Origin of the sequence: Mariniradius sediminis (assembly GCF_021491425.1) — a bacterium.
In the GTDB taxonomy this organism is placed as follows: Bacteria; Bacteroidota; Bacteroidia; order Cytophagales; family Cyclobacteriaceae; genus Mariniradius; species Mariniradius saccharolyticus.
The window spans coordinates 167,319-190,541 of the sequence record NZ_JAKEVZ010000008.1 but is presented as its reverse complement, the minus strand read 5'-3'; the positions used below and the strand labels follow the sequence as shown (position 1 = coordinate 190,541).

Sequence of the window (23,223 nt, the reverse complement as noted above, 5' to 3'; positions counted from 1 at the left end):
CTAACAAACCTTCAAACCTTTCAACCTCTAAAACCCCCAAACCTCCCCTACTCCTCCACGCCTCTCCCAACCCAAAATTGCCTGCTGAAATAGAACTGATAGGGCCAGCCTTTTTCCCGCAGCTGCAGCGGTTGGTAGACAAAGGCCTCCTTGGGGCCATAAGAATCGTGGAGTCTACGATCGTCGGTAAGTAGCGCCTTTTCCCATTGGCCGTCGATCCGCACGGCAAGGTCCATCCACTTCGAAGCGGGAAACTTGGCCAAATCGAATCCTTCGTAACTGCCCAACAAGTCCTCCGCCAAGGACCAAGAGGATTTAAACCGGTAAGAAGCATCTTCTTGGATCACGATTTCGGCCCCATCATGGACACTGCGGACGTATTGGAGGTAATTTTTCAGCAAGGCAATCGCCGGATTTTTGACTTGATCGGTCGAAAAGTCCGTTGGCAGCAGACTCGTCACAACGCTGACTTTTTTCCTAGCCCTTGTGATCGCCACATTGAGGCGGTTGAGGCCACCCTTTTTGGAAAGCGTCCCAAAATTGGCAATCAACTTGCCCTTTTTGTTTTTGGCGTATCCAATGCAGAAAATCACCCGATCAAACTCATCCCCTTGGACATTCTCGATGTTTTTCACGGCGATCCTATCCATGTCCAAGGAGCCGTCCTGTAGTAAAAGTTCGTGGATAAACTCCATTTGGAAATAATTGAAGGTGATCACGCCAATCTTATCGTCCGGGTGCTGCTTTTGACTTGTCTTCACCCGATGCAAAACCTCATGCGCTTCGACCTCATTGGTTTGCTTTTCCCAAATCCCATCGACCTTGATCCATTCGAAAGGGATTTCCTTGGCATTGACAGAGTCCCGTGTTGGCAGCATTTGGAGTTTGTTTTCATAAAAGTGCTCATTGGAAAAATGAATCAATCCCAAGTGCCGACTGCGGTAGTGTCCTTGCAGCCAATATTTCTGAAAATAGGCCGAGCAGAGTTCCAAGAGCGATTCCGTTTCGGATTCGATGCCCTCATCTTCCGTCTCCAACCGCACTTGGTAAAGGTCATAGGGTCGTAATTGATACGTATCGCCCGCCACGACGACCTGCTTTCCACGCAGCATGGCGGGGAGGCCCCGCTCGACATAGCATTGGGATGATTCGTCAAAAATCACCAAATCAAAAGATTGATTCAGTGGAAAAAGTGCTGAAACGGTCTCGGGGGAAGCCAACCAACAGGGAATCAACCTGAAAATCTCCTTCTCAAAATGCTCCACCAGATGCCGAATGCTCCAAATGCGCTTCTGCTTGCTGACCTGATGGGCCAAATCACGGTACGTGACCCGATTGCCGAGGCGGTTATACTCCAGGTTTTTGTAGGTATTCTCCCGCAACCTGATCTCGGCGATGTAGCGGGAAAGCTGCCATTTGGACTCGACCGAGTCCATAAATTCCTCTTGGAACTGCAAGGGCTTGGGACCACTCGTTTCCTGCAGCACGGGGTATTTTGCCTCGATGTGGCCAATCCAAGCCAGTTTGAGACCTGCCATAAACTTGCCCCGAATCGCTTCAAAGTCCTGCCCGGGATAGGTTTTCAGTAAGCGGTCCATCAAATCTATTTCCGTTTCGCTCAAAGCCGCCCGAAGCCGGTCAAAGGCAACCAAATCATCGAAACTCTGCCCGATATCCTCCAAGACAAACTCGAAAAAGGCATTGTCGGAATGTGAAACCAAATGCTGGATCTGCACCTTGCTGAGGTACAATGACCAATAGGGGATCTTTTGCTCAAATTCCTCAATATGCCGCAAGAGCATCGTAATCCGCTCAAGAAGTTGGGTAGAAGAATTCGTTTTTTCGTAGAGGAACCTTGCAAGGGTACCGAAGCTCCACATCATTTCCTTTCCCCCGACAGCCCGGCGGTAGAGATGGGAAAAATGCTGGAACTGATCGGCGCTGAATGGTTTCGCTGGCAAATCCAACCAAGGCTTCTCAGCCAAAATCGTGTAGTAGTGGTTGAGGTTCAGCCGGTTTTCCAGCCTTTTGATCAGTAGATCGATGCCTGAGCGGTTGCTGTCGAGGTCATTTTCCATTAGCAGGCGGTACACCTCGTGGAAGCGCTTTCGCCCAAACACATCCGGCAAAAGCCTTCGCCAGCCCCTTTTCTTTTCCCTGAAAAGCAAGGTCAGCTGCAAAAGTTCATCGGCTTCATTGTCCTTGCTGTACCATTCGATGCCGTGTTCGTCAAACAACAGGAATATCTTCTCAAAATGCTCCTCCAACCATTCCCGATCTATCTGGCCCTTCCCAATCTCCCGCAGGTCCCACAAGACCTCCCAGATTTCCTTGTCTTTGGAAAGCTTGGTAAGCTTGACCAATGTGTCCTTTTGCTCGAAAAATGAAAACAGAAACGACAAGTCAAAGGACTCCAAATGTGCAAAGTCAGCTTCAAAAGCGGACTTCAAGGCAGCTATCTCCCTGACTACTTCTTTGATTCGATTGGAAATAGAGGGCGAAAAAGCCCCAAAATCGACCCGGTGTAGCCAAAAAGAATCGGTGGATTGGAATTTTCTGAAATAGTATTGGTATTGGCTGAGGTTGCGGGCAAACTCACCGGCCTTCTCGGCCGGAAACTTCCGGTAGTGGTGCGTCATGTCGAAATACTCTTCGTCCCGCTTCGAACCCAAATAGAGTTCCTTGATCGGTACGCCGCATTCCTCGGTATTGAAGAGTGCTTTTTTGAGTGAGGCGAAGTATTCCGAATGCCCATCCACCAAACGGGAAAGCCGCGAAAACTCTCGCTCCAGTTGGATGGCATCAATACCGATATTCATTTCCTTGTAGGTATCGACTGCAAGGATTTGGTTGTGGATCTTTTTGTACAAATCCTTCCGATCGGCACGAAAATCATGCACCAAGGCCAAAAAAGGCCCAAATCCGATTTCATCCAGGCGTTTGTAAACCACATCCAAAGCGGCCCGCTTCTGGGAAACGATCAAAACTTTTTTCCCTCTCGATATATAATCGACCGCGAGGTTGCTGATCAATTGCGACTTGCCGGTACCCGGCGGCCCCTCCACGACACAGGACCTGCCTTCCCGCACCGCACGTACCACTTCCTCCTGACTGGCATCCAAGGGGAACACGGTGTAGAGTTGGTCTTCGCGGACGGGTGTGTTTTTTTCCTCCTCTGCAGAAAAATACCTGTGGAACAACTCCTCCAAATCGGCACCCTCCTCCCCTGCAAGCAATTCCCGATAATCATCGATCAAAAAGCTAGTTTTCTGGGAAAACTGGCCGAGAACCGCATATGGCTTCAATTGGAGCTTGCCTATTTGGAGCCTGTCTTCGTCCACTGATTTGGCACTGTCTGGGAAAGACGAAACCTTTTCCTCATACAAGTCCGTACCGAATTGTAGGCTGAAATGCTCCTTGACCAATTCGTAGAGCTCATTTTTGAAAAGCAGGGGATCATTCGAAAAACCCTCCAAGGGATTGTCCTCCCCGATGAAACCCATCTCCTTTCCATAAGCCTGAGCATAGACCAAGAGGAATGCAGGATTCAAAAAGGGCGCATCGCCAAGGTCTTTTTTCAGAATCCAATGATTCCCCTCCAATGCCAAACTTACCGGAAAGAACATCAGTGGGCAGCGGATTACTTGGCCTTCCAACGTTTTGCCCTCGATAAATGGCCATGCTACGTAAAGGCTTCTCTCGCCCGTTTCGGCCTCTGCCATTTGGGCCAAATGCGACAAACGTTTGAGTCGTTGGGAAAGGGTATTGACATTTTTGTCCCTCGGGTCGGAAAAAGGCAAGAGTTGGATTTCCTTTTTGCGCCCGATCAAGGATTCGATGTATTGATAGGCGGGATGCTGGTTGAGAAAATCAAAATCCTTCAGGTCGATCATTTGGCTGGGAACCAATCGCGGAAGGTAGAGTGACCTGTTGCGGCTGGAAAGATCCACCAAACGATTGAGGTAAAGCTGAAGGGTATCTTTGAGCATTGTCGAAGGTTACTTGAAAGGCGAATCCTTTTCCTTGGCCATGTGGTTGTACACGATGCCATCCATGATTCCTGGCATCCATTTATTGAGGAAGACGGCGAGTTTGCCCTGTCCGGTGAGCACCAAGTCACGTTTGCGCTTCAGGGTTGCCGTGACTATCGCGTCAGCCACTTCTTCGGAAGTCATCATTTTCTGCTCGTCGCGTGGGGATTCTCCCTGAACCGAACCGTCGGCGGTGAGGGCGCTGTTGCGGATATTGGAAGCTGTAAATCCCGGTGCGACCACCAAGAGGTGCACCCCACGCTTCATGACTTCGGTACGAAGTGATTCGAAGAAACCGTTCATGGCGTATTTGCTTGCTGTGTAGGCTGTTCGGGCGGGCGTACCGCGATAGCCATTAATGGAGGAAATGCCGATAATGGATCCCTTGTTTTTGATGATTTCAGGGAGGCAGAATTTTGTCGCATAGACTGTTCCCCAGAAGTTGGTGTCCATGACCTTTCGAAACACATCCAAATCCAGGTCCTCAAAAAGGGCCCGCATGGAAATACCCGCATTGTTGATCAGGATATCGATTTTTCCAAAATGCTTGATTGCCGCTTGGGCCATTTTCTTATTTTCTTCCTCCGAACCTGCGTCCGCCAAAATGCCGACCGCGTCGATCCCTGCTTGTTGGAGTTTGAGGAGCGAATCATCCAATTTGCCTTGGTTACGGCCGGTAATGAGGACCTTCGCACCCTCTTTGCCAAAGGCAAAAGCGCAGGCTTCCCCGATGCCCGAAGTGGCGCCGGTGATAAGGACAACTTTATTTTTGAATTTCATGAAATGCAAGTTTGCAGGTAAATATAGAAGTTGGAGGGGAAGAAAATATCAGAAAAAGCAAATCCTATAAACTATCTCTAGGTTCCTTTTCAAGGTGTTTTTGTCTTTTCGCTTCCACACTTGAGTTTAATCGATGCTTTTCTACTTTCACAAACTTGCCCACGTAGTCACTCACAGACGGCTCCGATTTTAAGTATCGCACTTTTATTTCATCGCCGAGTCGCATGTATCCTTGACGCTTTCCAGCCGTGAACTGACCCGAATATGGAACCCCATCTAGAGTATACTCATAGGTGACTTTCTGAAAAAAATACCTGCCTCCAAACGGTTGGAGTCGAATGTCCACGACTTTAGCCCTAGCATGGTCTATGTCTTTGCCGATAAATCGCAGCTCATCTCCCAACGTCAGATATCCAAGTATTGCTACTATTGCTATGATAGCTAATCCATAAATCCAACTTCTAACCCTCCTGCACTCTCCTTGGTATGAATAGACTTTATACTTGGGGTCGTCGCCTTTGGTTATGAAATATCTCTCAAAAGCCAACTTAGAGTCATCAAAATAGGCTTTAAGGATTTGCTTTGCCATTCTCAGATTCTCTGGAGGATTCTCTATAACGTGCACTGTTCCTGCTACCATCATAGACGCAGACAAACCATCGTCCACTAGGCTTCCGCCTACATCGACCGAATTTTGGTTATCTTTTCGTAAAATGAGGATGTGAAAAGAATGCCAGTCAATTGTGTCAAAACAGGCTTCAACTTCCTCCCAGGCTGCATAGTTCGAGATCAGCTCCTCCCCACCATCAAATCCTTTAATTAGAATTAACTCCATGGGGTTTAAAATAGACAATTAATGAGGCGAATCAAATATTCCACCAATGCTTCTTTGCCCCTCCCCTTTTTACCTATTTTTGCGGCCATGTCGAGAAAGATGAAAAACAAGGTGATCCACAACCTGCGGATCGAGCGGATAGCGGCTGAGGGAAAATGCGTGGCCCATCACGAAGGGAAGGTGGTCTTTGTACAAAACGCGGCTCCTGGCGACCTCGTGGATGTGCGCATCAACCGTGGCAAAAGCTCCTTTATGGAAGGCGAGGCGATTCATTTCCATGAATACTCCAAGGACCGTGTGGAGCCATTTTGCGGTCACTTCGGCATCTGTGGCGGCTGCAAATGGCAGCACATCCACTACGATCTCCAAATGGACTACAAGCGCCAGCAGGTCGTGGACCAGTTTACCCGTATCGGAAAAGTGCCCATCCCCGAAGTAAATCCCATCATCGGCTCAGCACAAACCCAATACTACCGCAACAAGCTCGACTTCACTTTCTCCAATAGCCGATGGCTTACGCGAGAGGAAATCAACTCGGGAAAGGCGTTTGAACGGAATGCCCTTGGCTTTCACATCCCCAAGATGTTTGACAAAATCATCGACATCGAGCACTGCTATCTGCAAAGCGAACCGTCAAATGAAGTAAGAAACAACCTCAAGGAGTTTGCCCTTAATGAAGGCTTGAGCTTTTATGACTTGCGGAACCAAGTCGGCCTTTTGCGCAACCTGATTATCCGCACGACAAGTACGGGAGAAAGCATGGTGATTGTTCAGTTTGGGGAGGATGACCCGGAAGGCATCGAGAAGGTGATGGCATTTCTGCATGAAAAATTCCCAAGCCTCACCTCACTCCTTTATATCATCAATCTCAAGAAAAACGAGACGTTCCACGACCAAGTGATCGTCACCTATGCCGGGAAGGATTATATCGAAGAAGAAATGGAAGGCCTTAAATTCAGGATCGGGCCTAAGTCTTTTTACCAGACCAACTCGCTGCAAGCTTTTGAACTGTACAAAGTGGCAAGGGAATATGCGGGCTTGACAGGCGAGGAAGTTGTGTACGACCTTTACACAGGAACGGGCACGATTGCGAACTTTATCGCCAAGCAAGCAAAAGAAGTCATCGGCATCGAATACGTCGAAGCGGCCATCGAAGACGCCAAGCTCAATTCCAAAATCAACAATATCCACAATACACGCTTCTATGCGGGAGATATGAAGGATATCCTGACACCTGCATTCGCTTCCAAGCACCCCAAACCCGATGTCGTCATTACCGATCCGCCAAGGGCCGGCATGCACGAAGACGTCGTCAAGATGCTACTCCAACTCGCTGCCCCGGTCATCGTGTACGTGAGCTGCAACCCAGCGACCCAAGCCCGGGATATTGCCTTGCTCGCAGAAAAATACCAAGTGGAAAAAATCCAGCCCGTGGACATGTTTCCACAGACCTACCATGTCGAAAACGTTGTACGCCTAAGACTCAAACCATGATTTCAGATTTCAACGATCCCGAACTGAGCGGGAAGTACCTCGGTACGATTACCAAGGACTTTGTGAAGATTTCCGATATACTGAAGGAAGCTTCCTACCAAGTACGCAGCAGGAAATTTTCCGATTTCCCAATCTTCCCTATATCAAAAGATACACAGCCCATCGGGCAATTGCTTTTGGGAAAAGAGGACAAAAACCTCGATTGGAATTATTACATCACCTACGTGGATGAGTTTGTACAGCGGAAGCTCATCGCGGATGAGCTTTTGGAGGATTTCCAAAAGGCCTACAAAAACCCAGATGAGTTTTGTTGCCTATTTGTAATGGATGGGGTTTTTACCAGTTTCGTGTACATTCCCTATCCTGAGGACTAAAAAATAAAACTTCATCAATGTCAAGGTGGATCAGGAGTCCACCTTTTTTCTTTTCCGCTGGTAAGCCATATTGATTCACTTACAAAAAGAGAAAAATATAATCGATTGCAAACGATTGCAATCTGAATAAAAGATGCATATATTAAGGTTTGCTTTTGCGGCCAAAGAAAATTTCAGTGTATCGGCTCTTTGCCAACATTGATTTTGGTTCACAAAATCACAAAATCAAACCTATACAATGAACCCAATCAAGCCATCAGACATCTCTATTCTCGTGCTGCAACTCAGCGAAGGATGCGAAAGGTCATTCAGCTTGTTATTTGATTTTTTTGCCCCAAAAATCCTCAATACAGCAAAGAAAATGGGCCTTGCCCAAGAGGATGCAGAGGAATTGCAGCAAGAGGTTTTTTTGGTGATTTGGAAAAACCGCGCCCAACTCAAGGCCGATTTATCTTTCAATGCATACCTGCTTACGATCCTCAAATCTATGATGATCAAAAAAGCACAGGCAAAAGCACGGAAAGTAGCCTACGAAAAATATTCGCTCAAAATGTTCCAGGAGGAGACGCGCGAAACGGAGAATGAACTGGAGTTTTCCGAAATGGAGCAGTACTCTTTTTCCTTAATCCAAAAACTTCCCAAAGCCCAGAAAGAAGTTTTTATGATGAAAACCGCCGAGGATATGCGTGCAGGTGACATCGCCAGCAGGTTGGGGATTTCGAAACGAACGGTGGAAAGCCATATTTATGCCGCAACCAAACGGTTAAAGGAAAAGCTCCTGAGCGAACATATCCTCACAATCAAGTCTATTGTAATAGTGACCTTCTTCCAAATTTTCTAATGCGTTAAGCAATAAATACGCCTCGAAACACCATCATTAGAAAAAAAATCAAATTTTTTTTGACCCTGGTCTAAGTAATTCGAACCACCTGTGGCTATATAATAGAAACAGGAATTCATGAAATACAGCCAAAAGGATATAAGGAAGTTTTTTGAAAGGAAACTTTCCAGAGAAGATGCCAAATCCATGATGGATTGGATCAACTCTGCTGAGGGTGAGGCTCAGATGGGTTCCATGATCGAAGAAGTTTGGAAGGAAGAAAATCAGCTAGTCGACATACGAACTCCAAAAAGAAAGAACCTTAACAAAACCCGTGGTTTTGTTGATCCAAATACGATCAATCCAACTCTTCAACCCCAAAAACAAATACAATTCAAGGTTTGGTTTGGAGTAGCGGCGTCTGTCGTCCTGCTTACTGCCTTTGGGTTCGCATTTTTCTCGTTAAACCCGACTCCATCAGAACCCCCAATTGCTCATGTCGAACCAATTGCCCCTTCCATAAAGGCGACAGCGCCTGGTCAAAGGAAACTCGTCGTGTTACCTGATGGCTCGCGGGTAACCTTGAACGCCGACAGCAAGATCAAATACGGACAGGACTTCAGCACCAACAGGGTGATCGAATTGGAAGGCGAAGCATTTTTTGAAGTGGTGAAAGATGCTGAGCATCCCTTTTCAGTGGTCAGCCACGACCTGACCACGACTGCGCTAGGCACAAGCTTCAACATCAAAGCCTATGGCGCCGAAGCACCGGTACAGGTGACCCTAGCTACAGGAAAAGTAAAAGTCGAGGACAATCTGCCATCGACTCCCGCAATCTTGATGGACCCAGGGGAGGGTGTTCGATTCGATCCAAAAACTTCCAAAATCTTGAAATCAAAAGTTGATTTGAAAGGAGCCCTTAGCTGGCAGGACGGTATTCTTCACTTCGAAAAAGTCCCTTTCAACGAAGTCTTGACAGAACTTGAGCGATGGTACGGAATCCAGTTTGATGTGCCTACAAGGACAAATCTGCCCACATATCGGTGTTCGGGGACATTTGGCCCCAACGAGTACCTGAGCAACGTCCTCGAGGCATTGAGCTATTCCGTTGACTTTACTTATGAAATAAATGCGAAAAATGTAATGCTGGACTTTAATACAAACAAGCCTATGAAACATCAAGAGAAACCTTCCTAACGGAACAAACCACAACAAAGCGACCTACCAGCCCACGGTCAGGCCGGATTCGAACATTAATAGTTTGACAATAACCCAATCTGAACATGTTACAAACATTACCAAAAAAAATGAAAATGGTCCTGCGAGGCTCCTTACTAGGAACCCTGCTGTTGACGATTGTATGCGGTGCAGCCTTTGCACACGGCGACTTGGTCCAGATAAAGAGCATTGATGAAGTCTATATTGAACTCAACATCAAAGAAGGAAAACTGGAGACTATCCTCAATGCCATCGAGGAAAAGACAGATTACAGCTTTTTCTACACCGAAAAATCCATCCGGGACAATGCAAACCTCTCACTTTCCACTACCAGTGGATCGGTGGCGGATGTCCTTTTGGACATTGCAAGCAAGAAAAGTCTGCATTTCAAACAAGTAAACAACGTAATCAGCGTCAAGGCACTTTCGCCTGATTTGGGTGAAAAGAAGATCGACATCATCGTCGATCGCGCGGATGTTGAAGTCAGCGGAACTGTGAAAAACGCGGCAGGTGAGACTTTGCCTGGTGTAGCGATTTCCGTATTGGGAACTACCGTAGGCACGGTAACTGACATTGACGGAAAGTATAAACTCAGCGTTCCAGAAGGCTCTACTTTGGTATTCTCATACATCGGCTTCGCGACCCAAAACGTTGCCATTGGCAACAGAACGGTGATTGACGTCGTGATGCAGGAAGAAACCAGAGCGCTTGAGGAAGTGGTTATCGCCGCTTTGGGTATCCAAAAGTCTTCTAGAAGCATCGGTTACTCAGCTACCAATGTGGGCTCTGATGATGTCACGATCAACCGGACTCCAAACTTCATCAACGCACTCCAAGGCAAAGTAGCCGGGGTAAATATCACTTCACTCGGTACAGGTCCTGCGGGAACCTCCAAAGTACGTATTAGGGGACAGTCCTCCATTGGAGGCCAGAATAACCCATTGATCGTCGTAAACGGTATTCCGATAGACAATACCAATTTTGGTACCAGACCTGGTAACCTTGGAGCAGATAATGCCTTTGGCCAAAGAGGCGGCGGCGGTGTCACTTCCGACGGTGGCGACGGTCTAAGCAGTATCAACCCAGATGACATCGAAAGCATGACCGTGCTGAAGGGTGCAGCAGCATCTGCCCTCTATGGCTCGAGGGCAAAAGACGGTGTCATCATGATCAACACCAAAAACAAAGGAACCGCAAAGGGAATCGGCATCACCTATAATATCAACCACACAATCGAGCAGCCGCTGGATTTTACCGATTACCAATACGAATACGGACAAGGCGAAAATGGCGTGAGACCTACCACTCCAAATCCGACTTCAGGTCAATGGTCATTTGGTGAAAAGTTCCAGCCTGGAATGACACAGGTTTTATTTAATGGCGTAACAGTACCTTACGTGCCGGTCAGAGACAGAATCAATACATTTTTCAGAAATGGTCAAAACACGACCAACACAATCATGCTCCAAACCAGCAACGATAAGGGCGGCATGAGTTTTTCTTTCGCCGACCTTAACAGCAAGGGTATCGTACCAAACAATACCTACAATAGAAAGACGTTTAACTTTGGATTCACGCATGATTTCCACAAAAAATTAACCTTCAGTGGGAACATCAACTACTCTATCGAGAGAAACAACAATCCACCAAACGTAGCAGATCAGGACAACTCTATTCCCACCGCTATCTACAATATGGCTAACTCCATGCCGTTTGACGTGTTGCGGGACAATGCTTTTGACGCCAATGGCAACGAAGCGGTCTATTCAAGGTTCCGGAACAGGACCAACCCCTATTTTACTTTGGCACGTCAGTTCAACGAGATCAAGCGCGACAGGGTATTTGGAAACCTAACCGCAATCTACCGCTTCACTGATTGGCTTTCCATTCAGGGACGGGTCGGCCAAGACTTCTGGTCAAGGACACAAAAGGTGAACAACTTCCCAACAGGTCAGGCTTCCCGTGCTCCAGCCCCTGCCGGATTTGTCAACGGTCTTATGACCCAAGAGGCTAGAACCTTCAGGGAAGTGAATGCTGACGTCATCTTGTCTGCCAACAAAGAATTTGGAGACTGGGCAGTAGATGCGAACGTTGGTGGCAACTACATGAAAAGGACCTCCGAACTTCAGAGTACACAGGTGACAGATTTTGTTATAAGAGACCTCTACACCGTACAAAACGGACGGGCTAAAGATCCGATATATGACTTTGTAGAAAGGGGCGTAAATTCTCTCTTCGCTTTTGCTGAAGTATCCTACAAAAAATACCTGTTTGTCAACGGTACTGTTAGAAATGACTGGTTCTCCACCCTTTCTCCTGAAAACAGAAGCATTCTTTACCCATCCGTGTCAGCGAGCTGGGTGTTCACAGAAAATACTGGAACGAACTCTTGGTTCAATTTCGGAAAGCTTAGGTTGGCATACGCGGAAGTAGGTAGCGATTCAGATGTCGCTCCATATTCCAACGTGCTCTTCTACGGTATCAATGCCAACCTTTTCAACGGCCAGCCTGTGGGACAACCAATCGGAAGTACCCTTCCTAACCCAAACCTGAGACCAATGAGGGTAGCAGAAACGGAAATTGGTATTGACGCGAAGCTCTTCCAAGGCCGATTGGCGGTAGACTTGGCAGCCTACAATAAGATCACCAATGACCAAATTGTAAGTGCGCAAATCTCCGATGCATCAGGCTTTATCAATACCTCTATCAACAGCGGTAGCAGCCGCAACAGAGGTGTGGAAGCATTGATCACCGGTGTGCCAATCGAAAAGGGTGATTTCAGCTGGGAATCCTCCTTCAACGTCGCATATAATAAAACCCTGGTACTTAGCCTTCTGACAGACACTCCGGGCGAAAGAATCACCGTTGGAAACCACGTGTTCAATGGAGAACTCAGACAGGTTGTCGGCAAGGAAATGGGTCAAGTAACAGGATTCGGCTACAGAAGAGATGACCAAGGCAGAGTTATCTTTGGTGCAAATGGACTTCCCTTGAGAACACTTGAAATGGTTGAATTTGGAAGCGCCCTGCCAAGGTGGATAGGTGGTTTCACAAACTCATTCAATTACAAGCAATTCAGCTTTTCGTTCCTCATTGATTTCAGACTTGGAGGTGTAATGATTTCCGGCACCAACTTCAATGCCGTCAGACATGGATTGCACAAAATGACCTTGGAAGGCCGTGAAGGTGGCGTTGTTGGCGAAGGTGTCAACCAAGCAGGTGAACCCAACACGGTCGTTGCGCCTGTTCAGCCCTATTGGGAAATCGTAAGGTCACAGGGCCTTGTCGAGCCGATAGTGTATGATGCAGGATTCTGGAAATTGAGGCAGGTGACTGCGGGATATGACTTCACAAAGTTCATTCCTGAAAATTGGCCAATTTCTGCCGTCAGATTGAACCTTGTTGCCAACAACGTTCTCATGTTGAAAAAATGGGTGGACAACATTGATCCTGAGTCTTTTGGATTTACCTCAGACAACCTTGTCGGTATGGAAGCAACAGGCTTGCCAACCACAAGAGGGATAGGTTTCAACCTCAATGTTAAATTCTAAATAGGAAAATCATGAAATCGATATTCAAATATTTGTTGATAGTGATGGTGCTAGGATTCAGCACCTCATGCGATCGAAATTTCGATGACCTCAATACCAACAAGGTAAACGCCACGGCGATTGATCCGATGTTCCAGGTCAATCAGGCTATAGTTTCTTCTGCGCCTTCCTCGTTCGGTATTCTTGTATATGAAGTCGGGGCGGTACAACAGGTCATTTCCCCTAACTCCGGTGTACTCACCGGGGCAAACTTCAATCAGGACAATAGGGCATCCACCCAGTCTAACTGGCAGCAGTACTACCGGAACGTCATCAAAAACACCAAAGATGCTTTGGCGCGGCTTCAAAATGACCCCACGAGGAGTAACCTGGTGCAAATGACCCGAATCATTCAGGCCTATGCCTTTATGGTTTTGACTGACACATATGGCTCTGTGCCTTACTCAGAGGCAGGTGTAGGCTTTGGCCAACAGATCTTTTTCCCTAAGTATGATCAACAGGAGTTCATTTACAGCGAAATCATCAAGGAGCTGGATGAAGCATCTGCCGCATTGAATGCCTCAGGACGTAGAGAAAATGCTGACATTTTGTATGGCGGTGACGTAGAGAAGTGGAGAAAATTTGGTTACTCATTGTTGCTGAGGGCAGGCATGCGTATCAGCAAAGCCAATCCGACCCTAGCCCAACAAGCAGTCACGAAGGCATTTGCCGGCGGTGTCATCACTTTGAACATCGACAATGCCACCATCAGGCATGATGCCAACTACGCAAACCCTATCGGAAACACGCTCAATGCAACCGAGGCCGCCAACTTCTACTTGACGAAGCCTTTTGTGGACTTCCTGAAAAACTCCAACGACCCAAGGCTAAGTGCTATAGCCGTCAGATATGTTGGCGCTACTTCTGGACCAACGCAAACCGTTGAAAGACAAACCTTTGACCCAGCGCTCCAGATTGGAATGCCAATGGGCAACGACAATACCGGTGCAGTTAAGGCGGCAGCAGATCTAGGCTTGGCTAGTTTTTATGACTTCAGCCAAGTGGATAGAAGAAGAATGGTGAAGCTGACTTCCCCAAATTTCATTGTGACAGCATCACAGTCGCTCCTGTTGCTTGCCGAAGCAAGGCAATTGGGTTGGATCACCACGGGAACAGTTGAGGACTATTTCAATCAAGGCGTACGGGCGCACATGCTTCAAATGGCATCTTATGATCCCGCCATGTCCATTCCGGTATCTAGCATTGACGCCTATCTTGCCGCAAATCCATTCAACGCCGCGACTGCTATCCGTCAGATTCATGAGCAATACTGGATTTCCTCATTCATGAATGGCCCGGAAGCCTTTGCCAACTTCAGAAGGACTGGATTTCCAACTCTTGATCCCAATCCTTTCCCAGGACGTGAAGTGCTCTTTATCAACCGTCTCACTTATCCAAATTCCGAGATTTCCGTGAACTCGGAAAATGTACAGGCAGCAATTTCAACGCAAGGTCCAGATGACCTCGGGACCAAAGTCTGGTGGAACAAATAAGCCTCTCCAAAAAGCGGGTTCAGGACATGACCTGAGCCCGCTTTTTTCCAAATCAAAAAATTCACTTACATCCCTTTTGCATCTATGAAAACGATGAAAAATTTCATAGTGGTGGTAGTTATTTCCCTTTTGGTACCATCTTTTGTCAGCGCCCAGCAAATCTCCAAGGAAGAAATGCTCTTTCTGACGCCACTTTGGAAAGGCGAAAGATTCGAAGATGGCCGCCCAAAAGTCCCGGACGATATCCTCAAAAGGATGCGTTTGGTGACGCACGACGAAGCCTGGGCAGTGATGAAAAACGCAGGCTACAAATATCAATATGCCGACGGGTGGCAGACCATCAATCCGGATAGTATCCTCATCGGACGTGCCGTAACGGCCACATTCATGCCAGGAAGACCTGATATCCATGACGCCATCGATGCGCGAGGCAAAGCGGAAGGCAAAAAAGGCCAAAACTCCTGGCCAGTTGACCTCCTCGTCAAAGGTGATGTCTATGTCGTGGATCAATTTGGTATCCATAATGGCGGTCCCACCATCGGCGACAATGTCGGAAATGCCATTTATGCCAAGTCCGGCAATGGCATCGTCTACGACGGCGCGATTCGTGACATCGCGGGATTGAGAGAAATAGGTGGCTTCACTTCCTATTTCAACTCCTACCACCCCTCCCACCACAACCAGCCCGGCGATCTGAACACAATGCTCATCGGCATCAACAAGCCTACGAGAATTAGACAGGTAACCGTAATGGCAGGTGACGTGGTTTTGGGTCGAGATGGAGCTGTGACATTCATTCCTGCCCATTTGGCCGAACAGGTCGTGATCACTTCCGAAATCGTTAGACTGAGGGACATGTTTGGTCACGAACGGCTTCGTGCCGGTGTTTACACGGCAGGACAGATCGACACACGGTGGTCCGAAGAAATCGAGCGGGATTTTTCCAAATGGCTGAATGACCATATCGACGAGCTTCCGGTCCCAAGAGAACAAATCCAAGAAATCCTGAAAAAAAGGACCTGGTAAAAAAGCCTGGACGATAAACCTACCTCATCATGAAAACCGACAAAAACAGACGTTCCTTTTTTCAGAAAAGCCTCTTGGCTGGCATTGCGACCGCGGGTTTGGTTCCTGGTTTCGGAAATGAATTGATCGCTGCGGTAGATCGTGGGCCGAAATATTCAAACCCGTCGGATCTGAAGATAACGGGTGTCAAGACTGCCTTTATGAAAGGTCACGGCACCCATATGTTTGTCAAACTTACGACCAACCAAGGAATAACCGGCTACGGTGAGGCAATGGATGCCGTCAGGGGTACCTGGGGCGTAGCTACGGGTACAGAAGGATGGGACAACATGACCCAATTCCTGATCGGACAAAACCCCTTGGAAATCAACAAGATTGTAGAACAAATCCTGAGACGGGGACACTTCAGCGGTGCCCAAGGCGGTATGTACGTCGCTGTTCTCACTGGAATCGAAATCGCACTTTGGGACTTGGCAGGCAAAGCCATGAACCTGCCTGTTTACCGCCTTATGGGCGGAAAGTTCCGGGACAAAATCAGGCTGTATTGCGATGGTGCAAGTGCATCGGAAAGTCCGGAAGATATGGCAGCAGGTGCTTTGGAAGTAAAGAAAGCTGGATTTTCAGCAGTGAAATTTGACATCGATTGGGCGGAAGATCCTGCAAAACAGGACGAATTCAATCGCACAGCTTCCAATGGAGAGATCGACAGGATGGTCAAGCAGATCACTGCCGTCAGGGAGGCGATCGGGATGAATATGGACCTCTGTCTTGACGCGCACGGACGGTATGATTTGCCATCGGGGATACAAATCGCGAAAGAAATGGAACAATTCAAGCTGATGTTCCTCGAAGAACCAGTGCCGGCGGAGAATCTCGATAGTCTGAGGGAAATCACAAGCCAGACGACTACTCCGATTTGCACGGGCGAGAACCAATATTTGGCACATGACTTCAGGAAAATCCTGGAGAAAAAGGCGGCGGATATCGTCATGCCAGACCTTCACAAATGTGGCGGCATCGGCGAAGGTCAGCGGATTGCAAACCTTGCCAATCTCTACTATGTCCCCGTGGCTCCCCATATGGTCGCTTCACAATTTGGGGCGATGGCGGCTTGCCATTGCTGCGCTGCAATCTCCAACTTCCTTTGCTTGGAATGGCACTGGTTTAGCAAATGGAAGCAGTGGGACGAACTCATTTTGGAAGCACCGCTGATCAAAGACGGCTACATCCATCTCACGGACCGGCCAGGGGTGGGCGTGACCCCAAATGAAGAAGCGATCAAAAAATACGCCGTAGCGAACGTTCCATTCTTTTGATGAAATGGATCGAGTTAAAGATTTGATTAAGTAAAAATTCTAAACATGGAAAAAAGCAAAAACAGCAGAAGGTCCTTCTTCCAAAAAGGATTGGCCGCCGGTCTCGCAGGCACCGCACTCTTCAGCAATTTGGGGCAGGGCCTACAAGCCGCGGTAGACAGGCAAAACCCCTACTCCAACCCATCGGACCTGAAAATCACGGATGTCAAATGCGGATATGTGCGTGGCGCGCTATATGTCAAAATATATACCAACCAAGACGTTTGGGGTTGTGGGGAAGCAGTGGATGCGATCCACGGCACCTACTTTCTGGTCCAGAGGCTCGGTAATTTTATCAAAGGCCAAAGCCCACTCAATCCCAACCGCCTTGCCGAACAGCTTCGGAAAGGTGCTTTCTTCGGCGGGGCACAGTCTGGTGTGTTCGTCGCCGTATTGACGGCGATCGAGACCGCACTTTGGGACATTACGGGAAAGGTTTTTGGCGTTCCGGTTTATCAGCTACTAGGGGGGAAATTCCGCGACAAAATCCGCGTTTACTGCGATACTGCCTTGTACACTTCCACAAATCCAACCCCAGCAGATTATGCCGCAGCAGCGAAGAACGCGGTTTCCAAAGGCTATAATGCAGTCAAGTTTGACGTGGACGATGGACGTGACCCCAATAAGTACGACCGCTTCAACTGGACGGCAAACCCCATGGAGATTGATCGGATGTACAACGCGATCGCGGCAGTCCGCGAAGCTGTAGGTCCAAATATTGACATCTGCGTAGACATGCACGGCCGATACGATGCGGTTACAGGCCTGAAGATGGCAAAAATGTACGAAGACCTGAATCTGATGTGGTTAGAGGAACCCATTCCGGCAGATAATCCAGAAGTGTACAAATCCATCACCTCCCAAACCAGCACGCCTATCTGCACCGGAGAAAACATCTATTTGGCTTACGGATTTACCCGGCTGCTGTCAGAATCGGCTGTGGACATCATCATGCCTGATATCCAAAAGGCCGGTGGTCTTGGCGAAGCCCAGAGAATCGCCAACCTCGCGAATCTGTACTATGTCCCATTCTCGCCACACATGGTCGCCTCTTTTCTCGGTGCGATGGCCGCATGCCATGTATGCGCCTCCGTTCCAAACTTCCAGATTATGGAATGGCAGATCTACATGGACACGGACCCACTTTGGCAGGACATCGTCACGTACGATGGCCCAAGGACCGAAAAGAGCTTCATTACGCTTTCGGAAAAACCTGGAATTGGCGTCGAAATCAATGAAGAGGGCATGAGAAAATGGGCAGTAAAGGATATTCCTTTTTTCGAATAAACTCCGAATTGATCAATCATTGATTCGATGTATGTACCAAACTCAATTTAAACTAACCTAAAATAACCGATATGAAAAAACACACCTACATGTTGGCAGCGGCGCTATTCCTTTGGATGTTTTCCACAGGACATGCCCAACAAATAAGCCCAACGCCTGACCAAGTCAAAATGCTGACTTCCCAATGGACCGGGGAGCGATTTCCCGACGGCCGGCCAAAAGTCCCGGACAATTTGCTCAAACGCCTGGAAAAGGTCTCTATGGAGGAAGCTTGGGGCTTTTTGCGGGGAAAAGGATACCACAACCAATTTGAAAACGATTGGATCATCATCCACGACGACCGGGTCATGACCGGCCGTGCCCTGACAGCGCAATACATGCCCCTTCGAGACGATCTCAATACTTTGGTAAAGGAAATCGGTAAAAACGAAGGCAGGGTGCAGGCAGGCGGTACCAACTCCTGGCCAATCGACAAACTTGTAGAAGGTGATATCTATGTCGCCGACGGCTACGGCAAGATCGTCGACGGCACATTGATTGGAGATAACCTTGGCAATGCGATTTATGCCAAATCCAAGCGTGGCGTCATATTCTACGGCTCGGTCCGGGATATGCAAGGCCTCAGTTCTATCAATGGATTCAATGGTTGGATCAAGGGGCACGACCCATCCTTCATCCAACAGATGATGCTCACGACGATCAATTACCCCATCCGGGTCGGGAGGGCGACAGTTCTTCCAGGTGACGCCGTACTGGCAAACAGGTTTGGGGTGATCTTCATCCCCGCCCATTTGCTTGCAGATTGCGTAATTAACGCTGAGTTTATCATGCTACGTGACCAATTTGGAATCCAAAGGCTCAAGGAAGGCAAATACAGCGCGGGACAGATCGACAGCAAATGGAGCGAGGATATTGTGAAGGATTTCCTCGACTGGGTGAATAAGAAACAGGATCTGCCAATGAGTCGGGAAGAACTCGACAAATTCCTCAAGGAGAGGACTTGGTAGCCCCATTCCGAGCGGAAATAAATTCAATTCAATAAACTCAACTTAACGATAACAACTATGAAAAGTGTTCTTCAAAACATCATTGCAGAAACCAAGGAAACTGAAAAGAACTATGCGCTCCAAAGAAAACAGGAGACAGAGAGTCCAAGTACACGGTCGGATAGAAGGGATTTCCTCAAAAAGACTGCCCTGGGCGGGCTGAGCATTTCTGCGCTGATGGGGCTTGGCATGGAAGATACCATGGCCGAAACCACCTCAAAGGTGAATAAATTATCGGCACCCAGCGACCTGAAAATCACAGATTTAAGATACTGTGTCACAACCGTTTTGGGAAGGACCGCTATCATCCGAATAGATACAAACCAAGGCATTTATGGACTTGGGGAGGTTCGCGATGGTGCAGATCCTAGGTATGCCCTGATGCTGAAAAGCAGAATTTTGGGAGAAAACCCATGCAACGTGGAGAGAATCTTCAAGATCATCAAGCAGTTTGGCGGACAAGGAAGACAGGCAGGTGGCGTGTGCGGCGTGGAAATGGCGCTTTGGGACCTCTGCGGAAAGGCCTACAACGTGCCGGCTTGGCAACTACTGGGAGGTAGATATCGCGACAAGGTGAGGCTATACGCCGACACCCCCGAAGGCAAAAATCCGGAAGAACAAAAAGAGCGCATCCTCTACCGAACTAAAACACAAGGCTATACCTGGTTGAAAATGGACGTCTCCATCCGCGATATCATCGACATTCCAGGCTGCATCGTGAACCCTGAAATTATGAAACAAGGGTCGAATGCCTATCAGGGAGGCTACATGTCATACTCCAACACCAAGCACCCCTTTACCGGCATTCAGATTACAGAAAAAGGCATCGAGGAAATGGCAAAAAGAGTGGATGCCATTAGAAATATGGTGGGCTATGAGATTCCAATTTCCACAGATCACTATGGGCACATCGACATGAATAACTGTATCCGACTCGGAAAAGCACTGGACAAGTACAGATTGGCATGGCTGGAGGATATGGTGCCATGGCAATATTGGCAACAACACAAGACGATTACCGAAGCACTAGAGACACCGACAACGACCGGAGAGGATATCTATCTTTTAGAAAACTTCAAAGATATCATCCACAACCATGCAGTGGATATCATCCATCCGGACTTGGCAAGCTCCGGTGGTCTTCTGGAAACAAAGCGGATCGGAGATTACGCAGAAGAATTTGGAATAGCCATGGCCATGCACCAGGCAGGTACGCCTGTATCCTTTATGGCCAACGTGCACTGCGCAGCGGCAACACAAAATTTCCTTTCCCTGGAACACCATTCCGTGGACCTCGCCTGGTGGGAAGACCTCGTCAAGACCACCTGGGGAGGCAAAATGATCGAAAAAGGGTATGCGAATGTACCCCTAACAGCCCCTGGACTCGGAATTGAATTGAATGATGAAGTCGTGAAGCAGCACCTTCACAAATCAGACTCTACCTACTTTGCACCAACGACAGAGTGGGATGAGAGACGTTCCTGGGACAGGACTTGGAGTTAAGCAGATTGATTGGGTTATAGTGGGTTCCGAAAGCCGGGAGCAATCCCGGTTTTCGGATATTTTTGTTAGAATTGTTTACCAAATAAAACTGTGCATCCTTGAAAAATTCAGTAATCAAAAGTGCCACTATTCTTGCGGCCATTTTCCTATTGATTTCCCTTGGCGTGAGCCTGTTTCAGAGCGTGAGTGATTCGGGTCCATTTTGGATCCTTTTTTTGATAGCAATTGGCATTATGTTCCGTGGTCACGAAAAGTTGAAAGGCTTTACTTACACCGTAATGATCTTTGCCTGCGTGACTGCCGCCATGTTTTATCCCGATGTTTTCGTACAAGTGGGAGACTACAAACTCAGCGGTCTCATTGTGCCGCTACTCCAGATCATCATGTTTGGAATGGGGACGTCCATGAGTCTAGGTGATTTTGCCGGCGTTGTCAAAATGCCAAAAGGAGTTATCATCGGGATCATGCTCCAGTTTACTATCATGCCATTTATTGGATACACTTTGGCCAAGCTGAGCGGATTTCCACCCGAAATCGCCGCGGGCATCATCCTCATCGGATGTTCTCCGAGCGGGATGGCATCCAACGTAATGAGCTACTTGGCAAAAGCCAACCTGGCGCTTTCGATCACCATCACGGCATTCACTACGATCCTGGCGCCCTTTTTCACACCTGCGCTTATGGGCTTTTTGGCTGGGGAATTTGTGGAAGTGGATGTCATGAAAATGGTTTGGGATATCATCAAAATCGTGATCATCCCAATTGGAGGAGGTCTTTTATTCAATAAGTTTCTCAGTGGAAAAGTCAAATGGCTCGATGCGGCCATGCCTTTACTGTCCATGATCGGGATCGCATTGATCATTACCATTATCACGGCAGCTGGAAGGGAAAGCCTGTTGAATATCGGACCGATCCTGATTTTGCTGGTGGTTTTCCACAACCTCGCAGGCTATACCTTGGGCTACTGGGCTGCCAAACTGCTCCGGATGGACGAGCGTGACTGTAGAACAATCGCTTTGGAAGTCGGTATGCAAAATGCCGGATTGGCATCAGGAATAGCCAAGGAAATGGGCAAGATCGCAACCGTGGGTTTGGCTTCAGCGGTTTTTGGGCCGTTTATGAATATCACTGGATCCATCTTGGCATCCTACTGGCACCGAAAGCCGCCGAAGGATTAGCATCGCTTGACGATTGCTAACTCCATCTCTAAAAATGCTTCCAACCCTGTGCTTTCAAATTCACTACCGTGCCGCTTTTGGTGACCATCACTTTCCCTTCCTCGGGTTTTGAGATATAGCCGATGAAGTGGATATCGGGATGCTTTTCGAGTTTTGCGAAGTCCTTTTGGTCGATAGTGAACAACAATTCGTAATCCTCGCCCCCGTTGAGCGCGCAGGTAATGGGGTCCAGGCCCAATTCTACCGCCGTCTCATAGGTTTGCTTGTCGATGGGAAGCTTGTCCTCAAAGATGGTGATGCCCGCTGAGGATGCCTTTGCGATGTGGAAAAGCTCCGAAGCCAAGCCATCTGAAACATCAATCATACTTGTGGGCACGACACCCAAATCCCTGAATTCGTGGATGATATCCATCCGCGCATCGGGTTTGAGTTGGCGGGCGGTCACGTAGTTGTACTTCTCGAGTTCTGGTTTCATATCGGGATTAGCTAGATAAACCTGCTTCTCCCTTTCGAGGATTTGGAGACCCACGAGCGCCCCTCCCAAATCTCCCGTGACACAGATGATATCGTTGAGTTTTGCACCCGAGCGATAAGCAATATCTTCCTTTTTGGCTTCCCCGATGGCCGTGATCGAAATCAACAATCCCGACCTAGACGCGGTGGTATCCCCTCCTACCACATCGATGCCATAGTGTGCGGCGGCGGCGTTGATACCGCTGTACAAAGCCTCGACAGCCTCTACCGAAAACCGATTGGACAAAGCGATGCTGACCGTGATTTGCTTTGGGATCGCATTCATCGCGGCGATATCCGATACGTTTACAGCGACGGTCTTGAATCCAACATGCTGCAGTGGCGCATAGGATAGGTCGAAATGCACCCCTTCCAAGAGCAAGTCCGTCGTCAGGACCTTCACATGCTCGCCCGCATCGATGACGGCAGCGTCGTCTCCGATACCTTTGAGCGTGGAAGCATTCTTAATGGAAATCCTTTGGTTCAACAAATCAATCAGGCCAAACTCGCCGATTTCGCTTATTTCAGTTCTGTCCTTTGACATTGGGGTTTCGATTTCAAGTAAATGGAACCGCAAAGATACGCCTAATTCCCAAACGCGGCACCCATTTGGATGAGGATGCACCTATCCGATTATCATTTCAAATCCCAAAGAAATGAATCAAAAATTCTCCTAAAAA

Annotated in this window: 16 protein-coding genes; 12 read left to right on the top strand and 4 right to left on the bottom strand. The window is 48.1% G+C overall.

Going from position 1 to position 23,223, the window contains the following annotated elements; genetic code table 11:
• Nucleotides 1–47 precede the first annotated feature (47 nt).
• From L0U89_RS12020 to L0U89_RS12010, 3 genes are all read right to left on the bottom strand, one after another.
• On the bottom strand, nt 48–3,989 hold the full coding sequence (locus L0U89_RS12020; RefSeq protein ID WP_234861741.1) for an AAA domain-containing protein: 3,942 nt from the start codon (nt 3,987–3,989) through the stop codon (nt 48–50).
• Between the two features lie 9 nt (nt 3,990–3,998).
• Nucleotides 3,999–4,811, bottom strand: coding sequence for an SDR family oxidoreductase (locus tag L0U89_RS12015; RefSeq protein ID WP_234861740.1), 813 nt, complete (start codon nt 4,809–4,811; stop codon nt 3,999–4,001).
• A 64-nt stretch (nt 4,812–4,875) separates the two neighbouring features.
• Nucleotides 4,876–5,646 (bottom strand): DUF3592 domain-containing protein, encoded by a 771-nt coding sequence (locus L0U89_RS12010; protein ID WP_234861739.1) that lies wholly within the window; start codon nt 5,644–5,646, stop codon nt 4,876–4,878.
• 87 nt (nt 5,647–5,733) lie between these two features.
• Between L0U89_RS12010 and rlmD the strand changes: the two genes are divergently transcribed.
• From rlmD to L0U89_RS11950, 12 genes are all read left to right on the top strand, one after another.
• Entirely contained in the window at nt 5,734–7,140 is a 1,407-nt protein-coding gene (rlmD, locus tag L0U89_RS12005) for a 23S rRNA (uracil(1939)-C(5))-methyltransferase RlmD (protein WP_234861803.1), read from the top strand.
• Nucleotides 7,137–7,514, top strand: coding sequence for a hypothetical protein (locus L0U89_RS12000; RefSeq protein WP_234861738.1), 378 nt, complete (start codon nt 7,137–7,139; stop codon nt 7,512–7,514). Before rlmD ends, L0U89_RS12000 begins: the two co-directional genes overlap by 4 nt.
• A gap of 238 nt (nt 7,515–7,752) precedes the next feature.
• Nucleotides 7,753–8,355 carry an RNA polymerase sigma factor gene (locus L0U89_RS11995; protein ID WP_234861737.1) on the top strand — a complete coding sequence of 201 codons (603 nt, stop codon included), beginning with the start codon at nt 7,753–7,755 and terminating at the stop codon, nt 8,353–8,355.
• Nucleotides 8,356–8,472: 117 nt separating this feature from the next.
• Nucleotides 8,473–9,531, top strand: coding sequence for a FecR family protein (locus tag L0U89_RS11990; protein ID WP_234861736.1), 1,059 nt, complete (start codon nt 8,473–8,475; stop codon nt 9,529–9,531).
• Nucleotides 9,532–9,641: 110 nt separating this feature from the next.
• A complete protein-coding gene (locus L0U89_RS11985; RefSeq protein WP_234861735.1) occupies nt 9,642–13,103 on the top strand; it encodes a SusC/RagA family TonB-linked outer membrane protein in 3,462 nt (1,153 codons plus the stop codon).
• A gap of 11 nt (nt 13,104–13,114) precedes the next feature.
• Entirely contained in the window at nt 13,115–14,635 is a 1,521-nt protein-coding gene (locus L0U89_RS11980; protein ID WP_234861734.1) for a SusD/RagB family nutrient-binding outer membrane lipoprotein, read from the top strand.
• Nucleotides 14,636–14,728: 93 nt separating this feature from the next.
• Nucleotides 14,729–15,661: an RraA family protein gene (locus L0U89_RS11975; protein WP_234861733.1), complete on the top strand. Its 933-nt coding sequence runs from the start codon at nt 14,729–14,731 to the stop codon at nt 15,659–15,661.
• Nucleotides 15,662–15,690: 29 nt separating this feature from the next.
• A complete protein-coding gene (locus L0U89_RS11970; protein ID WP_234861732.1) occupies nt 15,691–16,977 on the top strand; it encodes a mandelate racemase/muconate lactonizing enzyme family protein in 1,287 nt (428 codons plus the stop codon).
• Between the two features lie 45 nt (nt 16,978–17,022).
• Entirely contained in the window at nt 17,023–18,303 is a 1,281-nt protein-coding gene (locus L0U89_RS11965; RefSeq protein WP_008630776.1) for a mandelate racemase/muconate lactonizing enzyme family protein, read from the top strand.
• Between the two features lie 71 nt (nt 18,304–18,374).
• Complete coding sequence (locus L0U89_RS11960; RefSeq protein ID WP_234861731.1) at nt 18,375–19,310, top strand: RraA family protein; 936 nt, start codon at nt 18,375–18,377, stop codon at nt 19,308–19,310.
• 57 nt (nt 19,311–19,367) lie between these two features.
• Nucleotides 19,368–20,852: a mandelate racemase/muconate lactonizing enzyme family protein gene (locus L0U89_RS11955; protein ID WP_234861730.1), complete on the top strand. Its 1,485-nt coding sequence runs from the start codon at nt 19,368–19,370 to the stop codon at nt 20,850–20,852.
• 98 nt (nt 20,853–20,950) lie between these two features.
• Nucleotides 20,951–22,030, top strand: coding sequence for a bile acid:sodium symporter family protein (locus L0U89_RS11950; RefSeq protein WP_008630767.1), 1,080 nt, complete (start codon nt 20,951–20,953; stop codon nt 22,028–22,030).
• Nucleotides 22,031–22,058: 28 nt separating this feature from the next.
• Here the strand turns inward: L0U89_RS11950 and thiL are convergent, their stop codons facing one another.
• On the bottom strand, nt 22,059–23,087 hold the full coding sequence (gene thiL, locus L0U89_RS11945) for a thiamine-phosphate kinase (protein WP_234861729.1): 1,029 nt from the start codon (nt 23,085–23,087) through the stop codon (nt 22,059–22,061).
• Nucleotides 23,088–23,223: the final 136 nt, after the last annotated feature.

Coding starts and splice junctions, on each gene's coding strand:
- L0U89_RS12015 (WP_234861740.1), bottom strand. CDS start 4,811: ATGAAATTCAAAAATAAAGTTGTCCTTATCACCGGCGCCACTTCGGGC.
- L0U89_RS12020 (WP_234861741.1), bottom strand. CDS start 3,989: ATGCTCAAAGATACCCTTCAGCTTTACCTCAATCGTTTGGTGGATCTT.
- L0U89_RS11975 (WP_234861733.1), top strand. CDS start 14,729: ATGAAAAATTTCATAGTGGTGGTAGTTATTTCCCTTTTGGTACCATCT.
- L0U89_RS11955 (WP_234861730.1), top strand. CDS start 19,368: ATGAAAAGTGTTCTTCAAAACATCATTGCAGAAACCAAGGAAACTGAA.
- L0U89_RS11965 (WP_008630776.1), top strand. CDS start 17,023: ATGGAAAAAAGCAAAAACAGCAGAAGGTCCTTCTTCCAAAAAGGATTG.
- L0U89_RS11995 (WP_234861737.1), top strand. CDS start 7,753: ATGAACCCAATCAAGCCATCAGACATCTCTATTCTCGTGCTGCAACTC.
- L0U89_RS11990 (WP_234861736.1), top strand. CDS start 8,473: ATGAAATACAGCCAAAAGGATATAAGGAAGTTTTTTGAAAGGAAACTT.
- L0U89_RS11985 (WP_234861735.1), top strand. CDS start 9,642: ATGAAAATGGTCCTGCGAGGCTCCTTACTAGGAACCCTGCTGTTGACG.
- L0U89_RS11970 (WP_234861732.1), top strand. CDS start 15,691: ATGAAAACCGACAAAAACAGACGTTCCTTTTTTCAGAAAAGCCTCTTG.
- L0U89_RS11960 (WP_234861731.1), top strand. CDS start 18,375: ATGAAAAAACACACCTACATGTTGGCAGCGGCGCTATTCCTTTGGATG.
- rlmD (WP_234861803.1), top strand. CDS start 5,734: ATGTCGAGAAAGATGAAAAACAAGGTGATCCACAACCTGCGGATCGAG.
- L0U89_RS11980 (WP_234861734.1), top strand. CDS start 13,115: ATGAAATCGATATTCAAATATTTGTTGATAGTGATGGTGCTAGGATTC.
- L0U89_RS12010 (WP_234861739.1), bottom strand. CDS start 5,646: ATGGAGTTAATTCTAATTAAAGGATTTGATGGTGGGGAGGAGCTGATC.
- L0U89_RS12000 (WP_234861738.1), top strand. CDS start 7,137: ATGATTTCAGATTTCAACGATCCCGAACTGAGCGGGAAGTACCTCGGT.
- thiL (WP_234861729.1), bottom strand. CDS start 23,087: ATGTCAAAGGACAGAACTGAAATAAGCGAAATCGGCGAGTTTGGCCTG.